Raw genomic sequence first — 19,327 nt, 5'->3', positions numbered from 1 at the left:
ATAACAGATAAACTGACACCATTACTTAAGACAAGATGAGTGTTATGGGCTATTTATTTGCAGTTACCCTTCTTTGGGCGTTTTCGTTTAGTTTAATTGGTGTGTATTTAGCAGGCCAAGTTGATGCGTGGTTTAGTGTGCTAATTCGTGTGGCTTTAGCAGCGTTAGTATTTTTGCCTTTTTTAAAGAAAATCCCTACCCCACTTGCGTTTAAACTCATGCTGATAGGCGCACTGCAACTGGGGGTTATGTATGGCTTTTATTACCACTCATTTTTGTTTTTAAGTGTGCCAGAAGTGCTATTATTTACTGTAATGACCCCGCTTTACATTACGCTTTTAAACGATGCGCTAAATAAACAGTTTAATCCGCAGTTTTTTATCGTCGCGTTTATTGCCGTGTTAGGGGCCATTACCATTCGTTATGAAAACTTAGACAGTAACTTTTTAGTCGGATTGCTACTGGTTCAAGGCGCTAATATTAGTTTTGCTATCGGCCAAGTAACCTACAAACGATTAATGCTTAATAAACAACTCGATGATAAAACCGTATTTGGTTGGTTTTTTATTGGCGCACTAATTGTTGCAAGCGCCTGTTACGCCTTATTTGGTGATCTTAACAAATTACCAAGTACCTCAACTCAATGGGGCATACTGATTTATTTAGGCATTGTGGCCTCCGGTTTAGGCTACTTTATGTGGAATAAAGGCGCGACGCTTGTTAATGTTGGCGCGCTGGCGGTGATGAACAACTTGCTTATTCCTGCCGGTATTATTGTTAATGTACTTATTTGGAATAGAGACGCAGACCTACTTAGATTAAGTATTGGCGCGGGAGTGATGCTGTCTGCCTTAGTGGTAAACCAAATAATGGCTAAATCAGCAAATTAATCACTCTGTAGTGAAATTGTCATTAATAATTAGTAAGGTAGCGTCCACTTTTATTTTTAAGGACAAATAATGAAGCGCATACCTTTTCTAACAACTTTTTTATTATTAAGCTCACTCGCTGGCTGTGATGACGATGTAAAAATAGTCGAAAAAGAAGTGGTTGTTACCAACACTGACGTTGAAATTGTTGAAGTACCTACCCCGGTTATTGTTGAAGTAGCTCAAGGCACCAATACGCAACTAGGTACTCGCCCCGACTACTTAATTGACGATATGGCTGACAGCGCACTAAAAACACAATTAGAATCGTGTAAAGAAGGCCCTTTTTATCGTACTGATTTTTCAATTGGTCACCGTGGTGCCCCCATGCAATACCCAGAGCACACACAAGAGTCTTACTTAGCGGCTGCTCGTATGGGCGCTGGTATTGTCGAATGCGATGTCACCTTTACCAATGATAAAGAGCTAGTATGCCGCCATTCTCAGTGCGACTTGCACACCACCACTAATATTTTAGCTATTCCAGAACTTGCGGCTAAATGCAGTGAGCCATTTACTCCAGCAAACTCTAACAGTGGCACGCCTGCTTCAGCTAAATGTTGTACCAGTGATATTAGCTTGGCAGAGTTTTTAACCCTTGAGGGTAAAATGGATGGCGCAAACACCAGTGCCACCAATGTTAGCGATTACATGAAAGGTACACCAAGTTGGCGCACTGACTTATACGCCACCTCAGGTACACTCATGACCCACAAACAAAGTATTGCACTATTTAAACAGCTCGGAGTAAAAATGACCCCAGAGCTTAAATCACCTCAAGTGAGTATGCCCTTTAACGGTATGACCCAAACGCAATACGCACAAAAAATGCTAGATGAATACACGCAAATGGAGGTACCCGCTTCGCGTGTTTTTCCGCAATCATTTAATTTAGCTGACGTACAATATTGGATTAATACTAACCCTGAATTTGCAGCGCAAAGCGTTTATTTAGATGGCCGAGATAGCGATGCAGGGTTTGATCCTAACAACCCCGACACATGGCAACCTAGTATGGCTTCGCTTTTTAATGACGGTGTTAAAATTATTGCTCCACCCATTTGGATGCTATTAACCATAGATAATGAAAGTAATATCGTGCCATCACAGTACGCTATTGATGCTAAAGCCGCAGGACTTAATATTATTGCATGGAGTCTTGAACGTTCAGGGCCGCTGAATAATGGAGGCGGATACTATTACCAGTCAATTAGTGATGTTATAGATAACGATGGTGACATGATGGCCGTGGTTGATGTACTTGCAAAAGAGGTTGGTGTAATCGGTATATTTTCTGATTGGCCAGCTACGGTTAGCTATTACGCAAGTTGCAATAAAATGCCTGCAAGTATTTAAACTTTAGGGCGTGTTTATTTAACCGCGCTCAGCTATTATATTTATTTTACTGAGCGCTTTTATGATCATTCAACACCATAACGCTGACTTACCAACGCCTACAGGGTTAATGCGAACCACTATTTACCGCCCACAAACATCGGGGCAATACCCTGCCATTATTTTTTATTCTGAAATTTTCCAGCAAACGGCACCTATTGCCCGCAGTGCAGCTATTTTAGCCAGTCATGGTTTTGTGGTACTTGTGCCAGAAGTGTTTCATGAGCTTAACCCTATCGGAACTGTGCTGGCTTATGATGACGAAGGTAAAGATAAAGGTAATAACGATAAATGGGCTAAACCTTTAGAGCATCATGATAGCGACACACAAAGCCTTATCGAGTTTGTAAAACGCCAAAGTTATTGTTCAGGAAATGTTGGGGCTATGGGAGTCTGTATTGGTGGGCATTTAGCTTACAGAGCCGCATTAAACCCACTTATAAAAGCTGCATTTTGTTTATACGCCACCGATATACACAGTAATACACTGCCCGCACAACCCGGAAATAACTCGTTTGAACGTATGGCCGATATACTCGGTGAAATTCATTTTATTTGGGGTAAGCAAGACCCTCATGTACCACAAGATGGCCGAGACAAAATATACCAGCAAGCTGTTCGCACTGGCATAAATTACCAATGGCAAGAAGTTAACGCGCAACATGCCTTTATGCGTGATGAAGGCGAGCGCTACGATGCAGCTCTCGCCATAGCAATGTATCAACAAGCTGTTGCCTTATTTAACCGAGCGCTAGCCCTTACGCATACCTAATGCCGTATGCTGTTTTACAAAATACGCTTTTAAATAATCAACAAACAAACGTAACTTTTTAGACCCCGTCGCTCCTGGCGGGAAAACTCCATACAATTCAATATCTTTGCTTTTGTAGTCGTCCATTATAATTTGCAGTAAACCCGCTTGTACTTTTGGCCATGCATCGTATAGCGGTATACGCCCTATGCCATGTCCTGCCTCTACAAATGCAGTCCGTGCAGCGGCATTATTGGTACTGAGCGATCCTTGCATGGTAATGTCGACTTTTTTACCATCTTTTTGCAAGGTCAAGATTTTGCTCCCTAACTGATAAACCACCCACTGGTGCTGTGCTAATTCATCGGGCGTAGTGGGCTTACCATAATGTGCAAAATAGTTAGGCGCGCCACAAATACAGGTACTCATAGTGGTTAACTTGGTTGCCTGTAGGTTTGAATCGCGCAGCGCAACCCCCCTAATAGCAAAATCAAATCCGTGTTTAATAATATCCACCACATCATCAGTTAGCTGTAAATCTATATCAATTTTGGGGTATTGGCGCTTAAAGGTATTAATTGCAGGCACTATTAATTGCATCCCCACATTAACCGGGCAACTAATTTTTAATAATCCTTGGGGCTCACTTTTTATATTTTCTATTTGTTGATTGGCAGCATTAGCCTGCTCGGTAATAACTCGGCAACGCTCATAGTAAGCCATACCGGCTTCAGTAAGCGCCATGGTCCGTGTTGAACGATTAAGTAAGGTTACTTCAAGTTGCGTTTCTAACTTTTTTAAATGATAACTGGCTACGGCTCGTGTTAACCCTAGTTGCTTTGCCGCTGCAGTTAAACTGCCCTGCTCTACTATTTGTGCAAACACCACCATACTTTTTAATTGTTCAAACGAGACTTTCATGGGCGCTCCAGTGCGGTTTTAACTTCAACCCTCCAATTGTATCAATTATTAAATCAATAAAGTTAAATTTATCATCGTTGTTTAAGGTTGGGTTAGTGCATATAGTAATTGCTAAGCAAAGATTACAATTTTAAATCATCAGAAGGAAAAAATAATGGCTAAGAAAATACTAATGGTACTTACTTCACACGCTGATTTAGGCAATACCGGTGAAAAAACAGGTTTTTGGGTAGAAGAATTCGCCGCCCCTTATTATGCATTTGTAGATGCTGGCGCAGAAATCACTCTAGCTTCACCAAACGGTGGTCAACCACCAATCGACCCAACCAGTACATTAGCCGACTTCCAGACTGATGCAACCAAGCGATACGACAACGACAGTGCAGCGCAAGCATTAATGGCAAACACAAAAGTACTAAGTGAACTGAATGCTTCAGATTTTGATGCGGTATTTTATCCAGGCGGCCATGGCCCATTATGGGATTTAGTGAATAACACAGATTCAATCTCGCTCATCGAAGATTTTGTAAAATTACAAAAGCCAGTGGCAGCAGTGTGTCATGCGAGCGCCGCATTTTTAAATACAAAAGATGCTGATGGCAATGCATTGGTTGCGGGTAAAAAAGTTACCGGCTTTAGTAACACTGAAGAAGCCGCTGTACAATTAACAGATGTAGTGCCATTTTTAGTCGAAGACGAGCTGATCAAAAAAGGTGGTGACTATCAAAAAACCGACGACTGGGGCGTTCTTGCGCTTGAAGACGGTTTAGTGATCACCGGTCAAAACCCAGCAAGCTCTGAGCTAGCAGCTAAAAAATTACTTACCAAGCTTGGTTAATTACAATTAATCAGTATAAAAAGCACAGTTTAATCGCTGTGCTTTTTAATTTGCTTTTCATTACTCACCACTATTCCTATACTGGCCACTCTTAATATAAATAAGGGCACCGTATGCAAAATAAACCATCCACCTTGTCGTTACTTAGCAGCACCCGTTTTGCCATTATAAGCATTGTGACTATTTGTTTTGTGTTGCAACTAATTAATAGCCTGCCAGGCATTAGTTTAAATGGTTTAGGTATTTACCCACGCAGCATTCAAGGGCTGATTGGTATTCTTTGCGCTCCCTTTTTACACGGTAGCTGGTGGCATTTTGCTAGTAATATGCTGCCCTTCATTGTTTTAAGCTGGTTAATTTGCCAATACAGCGTAAAGCGTTTTTATAGTGTATTTATATTCACCACATTAGTCGGTGGATTACTGGTATGGATGTTTGCTCGTGGCAATATTCATGTCGGCTTAAGTGGCGTTATTTATGGGTTATGGGGATTTATTTTATGCTATGGCATTGTAAGACGTTCTTTTAAATCTATTTTTATAGCCGTGGTGGTGGCCTTTTTATACAGTGGCTTTATTTGGGGCGTGTTACCACAGCGGTTGCACATCTCGTTTGAAAGCCATCTGTTTGGCGCACTAAGTGGATTCTTTTTAGGGTATAAATTAGCAAAAGCAGATAAATTAAAAGCAACAACGGGCAAAGCAAATACGCACGTTTAAACTATTAGAGGCTATTTATGAGTGATAACAACGACTACACCCCAGCAAAAGTATGGACATGGGACAATGAAAGTGGCGGTAAATTTGCAAACATTAACCGCCCAATTGCAGGAGCAACTCACGATAAAACACTGCCTATTGGCAAACATCCATTTCAGCTTTACTCATTAGCGACCCCCAACGGGCAAAAAGTCAGTATTATGTTTGAAGAGCTATTAGAGCTTGGTATTACTGAGGCTGAGTACGATGCTTATTTAATTAATATTGGTGAAGGCGACCAGTTTGGCTCTGATTTTGTTGATATAAACCCAAACTCAAAAATACCTGCGTTGATGGATCACTCTACAACACCAGCAACCCCTGTATTCGAATCAGGCGCTATTTTACAATACCTTGGCGAAAAGTTTGATGCGCTTATTCCTAATGATTTTCAAGCTAAAACACAATGTCGTAATTGGCTGTTTTGGCAAATGGGATCGGCGCCTTATTTAGGTGGCGGCTTTGGTCACTTTTACAGCTATGCGCCAACCAAAATGCAATACCCGATTGACCGTTTTACCATGGAAACTAAGCGCCAGCTTGATGTACTAAACCGCCATTTAAGTGACAATGAATACATGGCAGGCAGTGAATATTCAATTGCCGACATTGCTATTTGGCCGTGGTATGGCTCACTGGTTTTAGGTGACTTATATGATGCCGCTGAATTTTTAGATGTTGCATCTTATACCCATGTGGTTCGTTGGGCTAAGCAAATAGCTGTGCGCCCAGGTGTAAAACGAGGCCGCCGTGTTAATCGTACTTGGGGCCCAGAAGAAGAACAAATGGCAGAGCGCCACAGCGCCCAAGACTTTAAATAAAAGTCAAAACAGTTCAATAAGCCAGCTGCTTAGCTGGCTTTTTTATGCCCATTAATAAAAAAATACTGAATCATATTTCAGTTTTATATTTTTATAAAAAATTAAATAATTTCCTTTTAAAACAGGAAAACACGCCAAAATAGACTAACTTTAATAAAAATTACTAACATAAAGTTTATTATGCGATCTTTGGTTTGTGTACTCCTCTTAAGTGTACTTCATATTGCAGCATTTCCTTTAAGTGCACGCAGCGAAGATGTAAAAACATTAACGCTCTACCATGACTCAGACTATTCAAACCATTACGAATCGGCCTATGCAATGAAGATGGGGGTGCTGACTGCTTTAGCAGAGATTAATAATAACGTGCAAGATTATCAGCTCACACTGATTGAAAAAGACAACCGAGGTAATGCGAATCGCAGCTTATTGCACATGCAGCAGTTTCTAAAAGACCCCAATGCACTGGTTTTTATTGGTGGATTGCACTCCCCGCCCTATATAAAAAACAGAGAGTTCATCAATAAAAACAAACTATTATTACTACTGCCTTGGGCTGCCGGAGGGCCTATTACCCGATACCCTAGTGATGATAACTGGGTATTTAGGCTCTCGGTAGATGATACAAAAGCCGGTTATAGAATGGCCCAATTTGCAACGCAAACTCTAAATTGCAAAAATCCGCTCTTACTTTTAGAAGACACGCCATGGGGAAAATCAAACAACAACACCATGCTTAAGGCCTTTGGTGATATAAAACCACAAGTAAAATGGTTTAACTGGAACACAAAAATAAATAACGCCAAATTAATGCTGCATCAAATAAAAAATACACCTGCAGAGTGTATTTTATTTGTTGGAAATGCCATTGAGGGGGCTGTATTTATAAATGCGATGGCAAGTTTTGCCAAAAATGAACGCCTTCCTATTGTTAGTCATTGGGGAATAACGGGTGGGGATTTTTTTGCCAACGTTGAACAAGCTATAAAATCAAACTTGAGCTTACATTTTATACAAAGCTGTTTTTCATTTTTAAAAACGCCGCAAACCGCTTTAACTAAAAATGTTATAGCACAAAGCTTATCTCTCAAGCCTACCCCTGTAGCACCCACTGAGTTAATTTCTCCGGCTGGATTTATTCATGCCTACGACTTAACAAAACTATTGTTACAGGGCATATCACAAATAACTTTAACAGATAATACAGAGCACAACAGAGCAAAAATTAAACATGCACTTGAGAACTTAACCATGCCAGTTAATGGCTTAATAAAACAATACCAACGACCTTTTGCTGTGTGGTCAGCTAATAATATTGATGCCCACGAAGCACTTGGTTTTGACGATTTATGCATGGCAAATTATCAACCAGATGGAAAAATACACATTATCAATAACCCAATAGGCAATGTTGAGTAATGCGAGCATTAATAAATAAAAAATTTAAGCTCTCAACAAATAATGCTTTTTATACTTTTTTAGTATTGAGCTTAATATTATCAGTGACTATTTCTTTACTGTTTGTTGGTCATCGTGCAAATACAGCTATCTATGATTTGCAAAGTAAAAGTCTTGAGATTGAATCTAAACTCACCACCAGCTACCTCACACTATTTTTAGAAACAAGAACACAAATTCTTAATGACCTTGCTCGTCAACCTATTTTATCTAACGCCATAATGGGATCAGACACCTCAAAAGCGCTACTCCAAGATTACCTTTTTCAATATAAAATAATGGGTAGCACCGAAAAAATAACGATTATAAACGTATTAAAAGAGGTGGTTTTTAGTAACGACCCTTCGCTTAACGAGCTGAGTATAATTGAGCAACCATGGATAAATAGCTTACTTGAAGAGCAAACAGAAAAGGCGGTGATATTAAATAAGCCAACCAATACTGATTTATTCACCATTGCGGTGCCTATAAAATATAATAACTTTACTGAGGGCGTGCTTATGGTTCAATTTAATACGCCAATGACCCAGTTACTACCGACCGACTTTGACCGTGAAAGCCATGGACTGACATTAGCAGGACCATGGGTTTATTATTCTAATTTAAATCAAGGTGACGAGTATGTCAGCATTAACCAAAACCTCATTGGCAATACAGATATAACATTAAACTACTACATTACTGCCAATTTAATTGCTGCTAAAACCACTCGCTTCATAATCGATATTGCTATATCAATTATTGCAAGCATGGCTTTATCGACATTATTTCTGTTTTTATTTGGCAGGCACTTACTACTAAACCCGTTTAAGCTTTTAGAATCCTCAAAAGAAGCGATAAAGCAAAGTGAAGCGCGTTACGAACTGGCAGTTAAAGGCAGTAATGATGGCATTTGGGATTGGGATATTATTAAAAATGAAGTATATTTTTCTCCCCGTATTAATGTATTGCTTGGCTACGATGAAAACGATAAAAACGCTTTACCTCACTGTACTGATGGATTTTATAAATTACTTCACCCTGATGATATAACCGAGCATAAAAAGCAAATAGCGAATCACTTGATTAGCAACACCCCCTTCAATTTCGATTATAGATTAAAGACTAAATCAGGCGCTTATCGTTATTTTACAGTAAAAGGGATGGCACTGCGCAATGAGCATAATAAAGCAATTAGAATGGCAGGCTCTGTAACTGACATTACTGAGCAAAAACGTTCTCAAGAAGCATTAAAACAAGCAAAAGAGCAAAATGATTTATTAGCGCAGGCAATCGAATCGTGTAATGTGGGTATTTCTATAGCCGATGCGAGTGTGCAAGGCTTTCCTTTAGTATTTTTAAATTCTGAATTTGAAAAAATCACAGGCTATAGTAAAGAGGAAATGCTAGGAATAAATTGCCGCTTACTTCAAGGGCCAAACACCGATAAGAACGTAATAGATATTATTACTCATGCAATAGAAACATTAAAAACTCAACGTATAGAAATATTAAATTATAAAAAAGATGGCACGGAATTTTGGAATAGCCTACAAATCTCACCTGTTTTTAACGAGCAGCAACAGCTCACTGCTTATGTGGGTATTCAGCAAGATATCACTGAGCAAAAAGCAGCAAATCAATTATTAATTGAAGCAAAAGCGGCGGCTGAGCAGGCTAATATTGCTAAAAGCGAGTTTTTAGCGGCAATGAGTCATGAAATTCGCACGCCTATGAATGGCGTATTAGGCATGCTTAATTTGATTTTAGATAGTTCATTAAATGAAAAACAACATCATCAGGTAAGCATTGCACTCAATAGTGCAAACTCCTTATTAAATATTATTAACGATATTTTAGACTTTTCAAAAGTAGATGCCGGTAAGCTTGAGCTTGAAGAATTGGAGTTTAACCTTTGTAACATGCTCGACGATTTTATCGAAACAATAGCAATTCATGCTCACAGTAAAAATATTCCGTTAATGCTAGATATAGAGCATCTTGAATACGCTTTTGTCATTGGTGACGCCGGACGCCTCAAACAAATTTTAACAAACTTAGTAAATAATGCGCTTAAATTTACCCATGAAGGCGAAGTGCAAGTTATTGCTAAACTCACACCGATTAACAACAATCAAATGCGTTTTAGCTGCCAAGTAATAGACTCTGGAATTGGTATTTCTGCAGCTCAACAAGCCAAGCTATTTAAATCATTCTCTCAAGTTGACTCTTCAACAACACGAAAATATGGTGGCACGGGCTTAGGCTTAGCGATTGTTAAAAAGTTATGCCACCTAATGGAAGGTGATATACAGGTACAATCTAAAGAAAATAAGGGCAGTAACTTTAGCTTTAATGTTGTTCTAAAACGCAGTAAAAACCCACAAAAAGTATTCCCCCCTGTAGATATGTCATCGTTAAATATTTTAATTGTGTGCAGCAATCAAACTCAATCTTCTATTTTACACAAGCAGTTTACTAAATGGGGAGCAACAGCCGTAATCAGCCCATCCGCAAAGCAGGCTGTGAAAACATGTCAGCAATATATCGAAAAACAAAACCTTTGTTTTGATTTAATTATGATTGATATGCAGCTAAGTGACGGCGATGCGTTAACCTTAAGTAAAACCCTTGATAAAGAAGTAGATCTTATGGCTGCGCATGTTGTTTTAATGACCACGGGTGAGCTAAATAAACAGCGCGATTTATATCAAGCGTCTCGGTTTTCAGCCATTGTTACAAAGCCCATAATCACACAAAATCTTTTTAAGATGCTATCGACCTGCTTTAGCGGTAAACAGCAAAGTAATAACAGCCTCATTACTAAGGGTTTATCTGACACTGAGTCTTTGTCGAGCGATGATATTGTGTGGGACAAAAACATTCGTATTTTACTAGTTGAAGATAACAACATTAATCAAATCGTCGCCTCTACCACGCTTAAAAAAATAGGAATTAATAGCATTGATATTGCAGAAAATGGTCAGCACGCGCTCGAATATTTAAAACAAACAACTTCCCATAACCCGTACTCACTCATTTTAATGGATTGCCAAATGCCAGTGATGGATGGTTACCAAGCCACAACCCATATAAGAGTAAATGAAGTTGGAAGTAAAAATCCCCAAATTACTATTATTGCTATGACAGCAAACGCTATGGTGGGCGATGAAGCTAAGTGCTTACAGGTTGGAATGAGCGACTATATTTCTAAGCCCATTGCACAAGACATATTATTTAAAAAACTTCTAAAGTGGTTGCCATATGAACTTAAAAACAATGAGTAAAGTAGATATGTTAACCATATCATCTTAATATATATAAATATTTGTACTTATACAGCGGTAAAATAGAGTGAAAAAACTGACAAAAGAACAAATTTATAAACGCTTAAATAACGAAGAAGATGCTCGCGCGTGTAAGGCCATCGACGACAATGCCTGTCAGGAAGTACCCGGTAATTTTATTATTTTACTCATTAGCCAGCTGTTTAGTAAGTTTGCTGATGCACTGCTTAATCCAAAAATAACGCTGCCATGGTTAATGCAAAGCTTAAATGTACCAGCGAGTTTTATTGCTTGGTTAGTACCAATTAGAGAATCGGGTTCATTGCTGCCCCAACTTGCTATTGCTAACGTTATTCGCAAACTCCCCGTTCGTAAATGGGTATGGGTAATAGGTGCAGTGATGCAAGCAGGATGCATTTTAGCCATGGTTGCGGTGGCGTTCACCCTCAAGGGCGCACAAGCAGGCTACTCCATTATTGGCTTATTAATTTTATTTAGCCTTGCCAGAGGGTTTAACTCTGTCGCTGCAAAAGATGTGCTGGGCAAAGTTATTCCTAAACAGCAACGCGGTAATATTAGCGGGCTTGCTGCGAGCATTGCCGGTTTTGCCACCTTAACGTTTGGTCTCATGATGTGGTTTTTTTCACAGCAAAAAGATCAAGATATTGTGATCATCGCTTTACTACTGGGTGCATTAATGTGGCTGATTGCCGCGTTTTTTTATGCACAAATTAACGAATATAGTGGCGCTACCGAAGGAGCGAATAATGGCCTATTGCACGCGTTTTCAAAGTTAAAAATTTTATACCAAGACAAACAGTTTGCGCATTTTGTTATTACACGTGCCTTACTGCTTTGTTCAGCATTGAGTGCCCCTTTTTATATTATTTTAGCCAGTAAACAGTCGTTTGAATTTTCTTTACTTGCCACCTTTATTGCCGTTTCCGGCTTTGCAAGCCTAGTCTCAGCGCCGATTTGGGGACGCTTAAGTGACTTATCTAGCCAGCGAGTGCTGGTACTCAGTGCCACTTTGGTTACCATTAATGGGCTGGCTGTATTTGTTATTGCAACTTGGTATAACGAGCTGCTACTAAATTGGTGGGCTATGCCTATTTTGTACTTTTTACTCTCAGTTGCGCACCAAGGAGTACGCTTAGGGCGAAAAACGTACCTCGTCGATATGGCAGAGGGTAACAAACGGACCGATTATGTGTCGGTTAGTAATACCGTTATTGGGGTTTTATTACTGATGTTGGGCAGCATAGGCTTATTAGAATCGTTTTTATCAACCGCAGAGCTTATTTTGCTTTACAGTGGGTTAGGTTTTTTGGGGGCAATGAGTGCACTGTTTTTACCAAAAACAGAGTAAATAGCGCGCTGTTTAACCTTATATAATTAAAACGCTCACCTTTAAAGTTGTGGGCGTTTTAATACAAACTTATCTTTGGTGGTGCTAAAGTAATCGCCGCCCATTTTACCTACTGCATCTAAACGTGTCGGATCTATGTAGCCATTTACCAACGTGGCGTCATCTATAAAAATTCCCACTACATCTAAGAGCATCATTTTGCCACCGCTTGGTTCATCTGAAATAGTGATCACTTCTCGAAGCTTACATTCATAGCGTACTTTTGAAGCTGCAACACTCGGCGGATTAACTAACTGGCTTGGGACTCTCTCTATGCTGGCCTCATCAAACTCACTGACATTATTAGGGTAATTAGCGCAGCTTTGGTTCATTTGCTCTACTAAAACATGACTAACAATATTAACCACACATTCTTTGGTGGCTAGTAAATTTGTCAGTGTATCTTTATTGGCTTTATCACTGGGGTTAACTTGAGTCACACTTAGCACTGCAGGCTGACAACTTGCTACGGTAAAAAAAGAGTAAGGTGCAATATTGCTTACCCCCTCACTACTTAGGGTGCTTATCCATGCAATCGGTCGTGGACTAATACCGCCAACTAAGTAGCTATAAACAGAGCGGTTGTTGTTTTGAATTAAATCTAAAAACATTATTTCTCACTTTTAAGTTAAAAACTAAACCCTAGTACTAGGCAATACGTACTTATAAGTTGGATCTTCATTAATACTACACCGTTAGCAAATAGTTTAATTTCATGCGCCAAAAAATAAACATTGTCTGGTTTAAACGCGATTTACGCTTAAGCGATCATCAACCGCTTAAACATGCGTTTAGCAATGGGCTTCCAACATTATTGCTGTACAACTTTGAGCCGCTGTTACTCGAAGATGCTCATTATAACGAGCGACATTGGCGCTTTGTGTATCAGTCACTATGTGATTTAAACCAACAACTTGATCGCTTTAATAGCTGCGTGTACATATTTAAACAAAATATGCAGTCGTTGCTTGAAGAGCTACTCACCCAGTTTGAAATAATTAATCTCTTTAGTCACCAAGAAATCGGCTTAAATAATACATTTGAGCGCGATAAAGCGATTAAAGCATGGTGCCAACATAATCAGATTAACTGGTTAGAGTCACCAACGGGGGCTGTCATTCGGGGTAAAAAAAATCGCAATAATTGGAATGAATGCTGGCAACAAACAATGCAAGCGCCAATTGCCATCCCAGATTGGAAACACATTAAAACAGTGACACTCACACACTACCAATCGCCAGAATTACCAGACAGTTACACAGCTGACGATGACAACTTTCAATATGGAGGGCCGCGACTTGCCCGCGATGTTATGCACAGTTTTTTTGCCGAGCGCGGTAAAGGCTATCAAAAAGGGATCTCTAGCCCGAGCTTGAGCCGTACGCATTGCTCTAGGTTATCGCCCTATTTAGCGTGGGGAAATATCAGCCTGAGGCAAGTGTATCAAATGGCGATTGACGCATACCATTCAACCCATCTCGATAAAAAAGGCTGGAAGCGTCCGCTTGCTGCGTTTGTATCTCGCCTGCATTGGCATTGCCATTTTATGCAAAAGTTTGAAAGCGAATGCAGCATGGAATTTAAAGCCTTAAATCCGGGTTACCATGCATTTCCGTATCGTTATGACGCTAAGGTTACTAGCGATATTGAACGCTGGGCACAGGGGCAAACCGGTATTCCTATTATTGATGCCTGCATGCGCTGTTTAAAAGCCACCGGTTATATTAACTTTAGAATGCGCGCTATGCTGGTGAGCTTTGTAACCCATCATTTAAACATCAGCTGGCAACAGGCAAGTTTTCCGCTGGCTAATTACTTTTTAGACTTTGAGCCAGGTATTCATTATCCGCAAATACAAATGCAGGCATCGGTTACTGGCATTAATACTATTCGCCATTACAACCCCATTAAACAATCTGAAGATCAAGACCCAACCGGCGCATTTATAAAAAAATGGTGCCCCGAACTTGAAAAGCTCCCCATTGAATATTTACATCAACCCTGGCAACAAACGCCAATGGAAGCGTTATTTAACGACTTTAAACTTGGTGAAGATTACCCAGAGCCGATGCTTGATTTAACTCAAGCATCTAAAGAGGCACGCGAGCGATTGTGGCAATACCGAGAGCGTAGCGAGGTTAAACGTGCTATTCATGCCATACTAAAAAAACATGTAGCCATCACTCCCTCGGTACGTAAATCCAAAAAGCAGTCTGGCAAATAACTATGGCACATAAAAAACTAACCCTACCTGAAAAAATATGCCCTGTGTGTAATAAACCGTTTGCGTGGCGTAAAAAATGGCAACGAGACTGGGATAACGTTATTTATTGTTCTGAGCGATGTAAACGTAGCAAATAGAGATTGGCGTTTATCTTGCAGCCTCCATGTTACTACGTACATTTTTAAGCAATTATCGGATTATTTTACATACAACTGATATCAATGCTGAAAAATTTACATTAATCGCAACAAGGAGAACATGATGACAATTAAAAAAACGGCAAGCTCAAATTGGTCTGGCGATATTAAAAGTGGTAAAGGCACTATATCAACTCAAAGTGGTGCTCTCGATAACCAGCCGTATGGGTTTAATACTCGCTTTGAAGATAAGCCCGGCTCTAACCCAGAGGAGCTAGTTGGTGCAGCCCACAGTGCTTGCTTTAGCATGGCGTTATCATTGGCGTTAGGCGAAGCAGGTTTTACTGCTGACGATATAAGCACCAAAGCAACAGTAAGCTTAGATGAAGTAGACGATGGCTTTGCGGTGAGTGAAATTGAATTGGTAGTTAATGCAAAAATTACTGATATTTCCAATGAGCAATTTCAAGCCCTGTGTGAAGACACCAAAAAAGGCTGCCCCATTTCAAAATTACTCAATACCAGCATAAAGCTAACGGCAACACTTAACTAATTTTGTAAACCAATTATACTTTTTGCGTAGCAGTAAGATTATATTTTAGCATAACCTTACTGCTAATTTTTCATGAATTAAATAAAAACTTTATTATGAGTTATATTAATGTTCGCTAATATAATTATGTAAAATCTCAATACTTTGTTAGGATTACAAGAAACTTAACCACCTTTAAGTGTGGGTTAAATTCAAAGGTGGATGCATGAACGAGAAATCACAAAGTTGCGAAAAAGTATCTTGTAGCAACTGCGCTGATTCTAGCGAACTAGATTTTGACTTTACTATGGCATTTCAGCCTATTATAAATTGCCAGAGCAACACTATTTATGGCTATGAAGCACTGGTTCGTGGTTTAAATAATGAGTCGGCTTATTCTATTATTTCCCAAGTAAACGACGACAACCGCTATACCTTTGACCAACTATGTAGAATTAAAGCCATTGCACTTGCCTCTAAGCTAGGCATAAACACCATGCTAAGCATTAACTTTTTACCCAACGCTATTTATAAGCCTGAGCGCTGTATTCGCACTACCCTAGAAGCGGCTAAAAAGTACAACTTCCCTACAACTAATATTATGTTTGAATTTACTGAAGTTGAAAAAATAGAAGACAGCAGCCACGTTGAGCGGGTTGTAAGCTACTACCAAGAATTAGGCTTTAAAACAGCTACCGATGACTTTGGCTCAGGCTATTCTGGATTAAACTTACTAGCTGACTTTCAAACAGATATTATTAAACTCGATATGGCACTTATACGCGATATCGACAAAGACACAAAACGCCAAACTATTGTGCGTAACTGCTTAAATATGTTTGAAGAACTGAACATAATGGCGTTAGCTGAGGGTATTGAAACAGTTGAAGAATATCACTGGCTAAAAAGTGTCGGCATTGAATTAATGCAAGGCTACTTGTTTGCAAAACCTGGGTTTGAGTGCTTACCAGACGTTAATTTTCAATAACATTTAGTTGTTATAAAAAAACCGCCATCAAGGCGGTTTTTTAGTTTTTGCTATTGGTTAATTACATATTTCCCAGCTCTATCATCATTGCGGTGTACATACGTAAATTAAGTGCTAGTTGCTCAAGCGTAATAAATTCATGTTCTGAGTGACCGGTGTAGCGTTTACCTGGCATTGATGGACCAAACGATACGGCATTATCAAATAACTTAGCGTTGGTACCACCACCAATAGAGACAAAATCTGCGTCTTGATCGCCAGTAAAGTGTTTAAAAATATCAAGTAACTTCTGCGCATGGGGCGCGTCATCAAGCAACATGGGTGTACCAATGGTGGTTTTAACATTGGCTAATGTTACTTTATTATCAGCTTGCCATTGAGTAAGCGCACTATTAATTTGCTGTTTTAGTAAGTCAGCCTCTTTACCCATAGGACGACGAGCATTAACCGCTAACGTTAGGTTATTACCGTCTCGTTCAATAACTGTGGGCGCTACCGTCATTGGCCCCATAAAGTCATGTTTATACGCAATATCACCAAACTGTTTACCGTGAATATCTAGGCCAATTAGCTGATTTACAAACTTAATGAGCTGCCCATCGCTGTTGTTTTCAAGCTCAACGGCTTTAAATAGTTCAGCCAAATAAGCAATGGCGTTAACACCTGACTCTGGCTCAGATGAGTGAGCCGACATGCCTTTAACACTAATTAAAGTCCCACCTAACTGATCATCAAAGGTAAATTCTACTTGCTTAAGAACCTTGGCTGTTTGTTTTAATTGAGCCATCAATTCAGTACTCGCATTATGCAAAGTTAAGCTGGCATCTTCAGGGATTTGGCTAGCAAAGGCACCACCCGTTACATTGCTGACATACACACCTGTTTGTGGTGATGTTGCATCAAATGTTGGCGCAATTAAGCTCCAGCCTTTTTCAGCAACCACTACAGGGTATGAGGCATCAATGGTTATCGCATACTTTGGTTGCTCATAGGTTTTCATAAACTCAGTTAACGGCCCCCAATCAGACTCCTCGGCCAAATAAACCATCAGCTCAATGCGGTTATCAAGGGTTATGCCTTTATCTTTTATGGCTTTCATCGCATATAAAGCGGTGGCTATAGCGCCTTTATCGTCTTCGGTACCTCGGCCAACTAATTTACCCGGCTCTGAGGTATCAATAATAAATGGGCTTTGTTTCCATTTGCTGGCGTTTGCAGGTTGTACATCGCCGTGAGTCACTATGGTTACTTTTTCTTTTTGCTCACCCATGCCTATGAGTACGGTATAGCCTAAATCTTGGTAGTCAAAGCCCAGTTCAGCGGCTTTCATTTTTAATAACGCTTTAAAGCCTATAAAGTCGGGGTTTTGTGGTGCGCTGATCTCACTTTTATTAACCGTAGGAAACGATACTAAATTAGTAAGCGTATGCACCTGTGCATTTTGGTAGCTATTAACTGCGTAATCGGCCACGCTTTCACTGTGTTTATTTAATTGTGCATGAGCGCTAAATGCACATAAGGCAATACTTGCTAAAGCGAGCTTGTTCAAAACAGATTCCATTTAATTAACAATAAAGAGCTCTAATTATAACCTCCTTGTAAAGTGACAAACAGCACTTTGCGGCAAACCCACAAGCAAAGCTTATAATTTGTCTAACAGCTTTGAACAAGATGCCTGTATAATGCGCAGCTCAAAATTACGAGGTGAATCATGAATCGCAGAAAAAAGATCATTACAAAATTTAATAACAAAGATAAGCGTGCTAATGCCAAGCTACATAAAAGCAACAAACCGGCTTATGTTTCAAAAGCAGAGCGCGCAAAGCTTGCTGAGCAAGATGCCGAACAAGCAATTGAGCACGAGGCTAACGAGGTAGTGCAAACAAGCGTTTAATCGTTATTGTGATAGGGTGAGAGGCTTAAATTGAGTGTTAAAAAGCTTAAAGTGAGCCAAATAACGAACCGCCACATAGCAAACTACCCCACTTGCCACAATCAGTTCAAACGTTGCTAAATACTGTATTTGTTTAACAAACTGCAAATCAATACCCTCTGCATGCATCCATGCGGCAAGTTTAAATAACGCGGTAGCACCAATGACCATAGGAAAAGTAAACGCAGCGTAACCTGGGCAAAATGGACGGCGCAGTAATTTAAAGAATGCGACGTAAATTATAAAGGTCATCAGTACTGCAATTCCAAATAACAAGCCAATAATAACCGGTGACGGCTCGCTGATAACTGTAAAGTAACCAGCTAACGATAAACTTGCTGGCGCCGCTAAAATAGCCAGTGTAGGTTGTGCAGCATCTGGAATGTGCGCTGCAAAAATGATCCGGTAAATCATCATAGGCAACATAACTGCATACATCAGCATGCCAAAATAAAGCGCCCCTTGTGCTAGAAACAGCAGTGCCGGATTTCCTGAAAACGCCACATCGGCAACAATGATCCCAACAGGCGGAACAAACCAGCTTGGCACCATATGCTCAATTTTAAATTCAATCACGCGATGAGCAATAAAGCTGATTAAAAACAACACATGTAATAAAAATGCACCAACCCAAAGCACATCTCCCGCAAGGGAGTAAAACTGCCCTAAAGAATTAGACACCACTAAAGTAGCCATAGCAAAAGTAGGCACCACACTTCCCACAACCGGATGGGCTAAATCGGCTTTAAGCAGCTGAGGATGCAGTAAAAACTTAAGAGTTAACAATAGCAATAACACGCTCGCAGTAGCGGCACCGGTATATTGTGCTACGCCATTTAGACTAAACATACTCTCCCAAGCCCAACCTAGGCTGGCAATACCTAATGCCAAACCGCCCATTGGTGTTGGTGCACCAGATACTTTTGTTTTTATATGTTTAAACATCTCTATTCCACCCTGTGGTTGTA

Annotated in this window: 18 protein-coding genes; 14 read left to right on the top strand and 4 right to left on the bottom strand. The window is 39.9% G+C overall.

The window, feature by feature from the left end:
- Nucleotides 1–44: 44 nt before the first annotated feature.
- The 3 genes from AN392_RS02095 (at nucleotide 45) to AN392_RS02085 (ending at nucleotide 3,096) form a co-directional block, all read left to right on the top strand.
- Nucleotides 45–890, top strand: a complete 846-nt coding sequence (locus AN392_RS02095; RefSeq protein WP_171039108.1) for a carboxylate/amino acid/amine transporter — start codon at nucleotides 45–47, stop codon at nucleotides 888–890.
- A gap of 69 nt (nucleotides 891–959) precedes the next feature.
- Nucleotides 960–2,285: a glycerophosphodiester phosphodiesterase family protein gene (locus AN392_RS02090; protein WP_055011696.1), complete on the top strand. Its 1,326-nt coding sequence runs from the start codon at nucleotides 960–962 to the stop codon at nucleotides 2,283–2,285.
- A 61-nt stretch (nucleotides 2,286–2,346) separates the two neighbouring features.
- Nucleotides 2,347–3,096: a dienelactone hydrolase family protein gene (locus AN392_RS02085; protein WP_055011695.1), complete on the top strand. Its 750-nt coding sequence runs from the start codon at nucleotides 2,347–2,349 to the stop codon at nucleotides 3,094–3,096.
- Here AN392_RS02085 and AN392_RS02080 read toward each other — a convergent pair.
- Nucleotides 3,076–3,996: a LysR family transcriptional regulator gene (locus tag AN392_RS02080; RefSeq protein WP_010391235.1), complete on the bottom strand. Its 921-nt coding sequence runs from the start codon at nucleotides 3,994–3,996 to the stop codon at nucleotides 3,076–3,078. The genes AN392_RS02085 and AN392_RS02080 overlap by 21 nt on opposite strands.
- 154 nt (nucleotides 3,997–4,150) lie before the next feature.
- Here AN392_RS02080 and AN392_RS02075 point away from each other — a divergent pair, with 154 nt between their 5' ends.
- From AN392_RS02075 to AN392_RS02050, 6 genes are all read left to right on the top strand, one after another.
- Complete coding sequence (locus AN392_RS02075) at nucleotides 4,151–4,834, top strand: type 1 glutamine amidotransferase domain-containing protein (RefSeq protein ID WP_055011694.1); 684 nt, start codon at nucleotides 4,151–4,153, stop codon at nucleotides 4,832–4,834.
- A gap of 113 nt (nucleotides 4,835–4,947) precedes the next feature.
- The gene (locus tag AN392_RS02070; RefSeq protein WP_055011693.1) at nucleotides 4,948–5,553 is read left to right on the top strand and encodes a rhomboid family intramembrane serine protease; all 606 of its coding nucleotides are present in this window, start codon (nucleotides 4,948–4,950) and stop codon (nucleotides 5,551–5,553) included.
- A 17-nt stretch (nucleotides 5,554–5,570) separates the two neighbouring features.
- Nucleotides 5,571–6,413, top strand: coding sequence for a glutathione-dependent disulfide-bond oxidoreductase (yghU, locus tag AN392_RS02065; RefSeq protein ID WP_055011692.1), 843 nt, complete (start codon nucleotides 5,571–5,573; stop codon nucleotides 6,411–6,413).
- 180 nt (nucleotides 6,414–6,593) lie between these two features.
- A complete protein-coding gene (locus tag AN392_RS02060) occupies nucleotides 6,594–7,832 on the top strand; it encodes an ABC transporter substrate-binding protein (protein WP_055011691.1) in 1,239 nt (412 codons plus the stop codon).
- Nucleotides 7,832–11,137 (top strand): PAS domain S-box protein, encoded by a 3,306-nt coding sequence (locus AN392_RS02055; protein WP_055011690.1) that lies wholly within the window; start codon nucleotides 7,832–7,834, stop codon nucleotides 11,135–11,137. The genes AN392_RS02060 and AN392_RS02055 overlap by 1 nt, the downstream gene beginning before the upstream one ends.
- Before the next feature lie 67 nt (nucleotides 11,138–11,204).
- Nucleotides 11,205–12,506 carry an MFS transporter gene (locus AN392_RS02050; protein WP_055011689.1) on the top strand — a complete coding sequence of 434 codons (1,302 nt, stop codon included), beginning with the start codon at nucleotides 11,205–11,207 and terminating at the stop codon, nucleotides 12,504–12,506.
- A gap of 41 nt (nucleotides 12,507–12,547) precedes the next feature.
- On the opposite strand, the gene AN392_RS02045 is transcribed toward AN392_RS02050, so the two are convergent.
- A complete protein-coding gene (locus AN392_RS02045) occupies nucleotides 12,548–13,156 on the bottom strand; it encodes a flavin reductase family protein (RefSeq protein WP_055011688.1) in 609 nt (202 codons plus the stop codon).
- A gap of 104 nt (nucleotides 13,157–13,260) precedes the next feature.
- On the opposite strand from AN392_RS02045, the gene AN392_RS02040 reads away from it, so the two are divergent.
- From AN392_RS02040 to AN392_RS02030, 4 genes are all read left to right on the top strand, one after another.
- Nucleotides 13,261–14,769, top strand: a complete 1,509-nt coding sequence (locus AN392_RS02040) for a cryptochrome/deoxyribodipyrimidine photo-lyase family protein (protein WP_055011687.1) — start codon at nucleotides 13,261–13,263, stop codon at nucleotides 14,767–14,769.
- A 2-nt stretch (nucleotides 14,770–14,771) separates the two neighbouring features.
- Nucleotides 14,772–14,906: a DUF2256 domain-containing protein gene (locus AN392_RS18380; RefSeq protein ID WP_076921450.1), complete on the top strand. Its 135-nt coding sequence runs from the start codon at nucleotides 14,772–14,774 to the stop codon at nucleotides 14,904–14,906.
- Between the two features lie 124 nt (nucleotides 14,907–15,030).
- Nucleotides 15,031–15,459 (top strand): OsmC family protein, encoded by a 429-nt coding sequence (locus tag AN392_RS02035; RefSeq protein WP_024601924.1) that lies wholly within the window; start codon nucleotides 15,031–15,033, stop codon nucleotides 15,457–15,459.
- 205 nt (nucleotides 15,460–15,664) lie between these two features.
- Entirely contained in the window at nucleotides 15,665–16,426 is a 762-nt protein-coding gene (locus AN392_RS02030; protein ID WP_024601923.1) for an EAL domain-containing protein, read from the top strand.
- A 61-nt stretch (nucleotides 16,427–16,487) separates the two neighbouring features.
- Here the strand turns inward: AN392_RS02030 and AN392_RS02025 are convergent, their stop codons facing one another.
- Entirely contained in the window at nucleotides 16,488–17,975 is a 1,488-nt protein-coding gene (locus tag AN392_RS02025; protein ID WP_055011765.1) for a dipeptidase, read from the bottom strand.
- A gap of 162 nt (nucleotides 17,976–18,137) precedes the next feature.
- Between AN392_RS02025 and AN392_RS02020 the strand changes: the two genes are divergently transcribed.
- Entirely contained in the window at nucleotides 18,138–18,320 is a 183-nt protein-coding gene (locus AN392_RS02020; RefSeq protein ID WP_055011686.1) for a DUF2986 domain-containing protein, read from the top strand.
- Between the two features lie 3 nt (nucleotides 18,321–18,323).
- On the opposite strand, the gene AN392_RS02015 is transcribed toward AN392_RS02020, so the two are convergent.
- Complete coding sequence (locus AN392_RS02015) at nucleotides 18,324–19,304, bottom strand: TDT family transporter (RefSeq protein WP_055011685.1); 981 nt, start codon at nucleotides 19,302–19,304, stop codon at nucleotides 18,324–18,326.
- Between the last annotated feature and the right edge of the window lie 23 nt (nucleotides 19,305–19,327).

Origin of the sequence: Pseudoalteromonas sp. P1-16-1b, assembly GCF_001401785.1 — a bacterium.
Taxonomy (GTDB): domain Bacteria; phylum Pseudomonadota; class Gammaproteobacteria; order Enterobacterales; family Alteromonadaceae; genus Pseudoalteromonas; species Pseudoalteromonas undina.
Note: the sequence above shows the minus strand (reverse complement) of the source record. Positions and strands in the feature narration are given on the sequence as shown.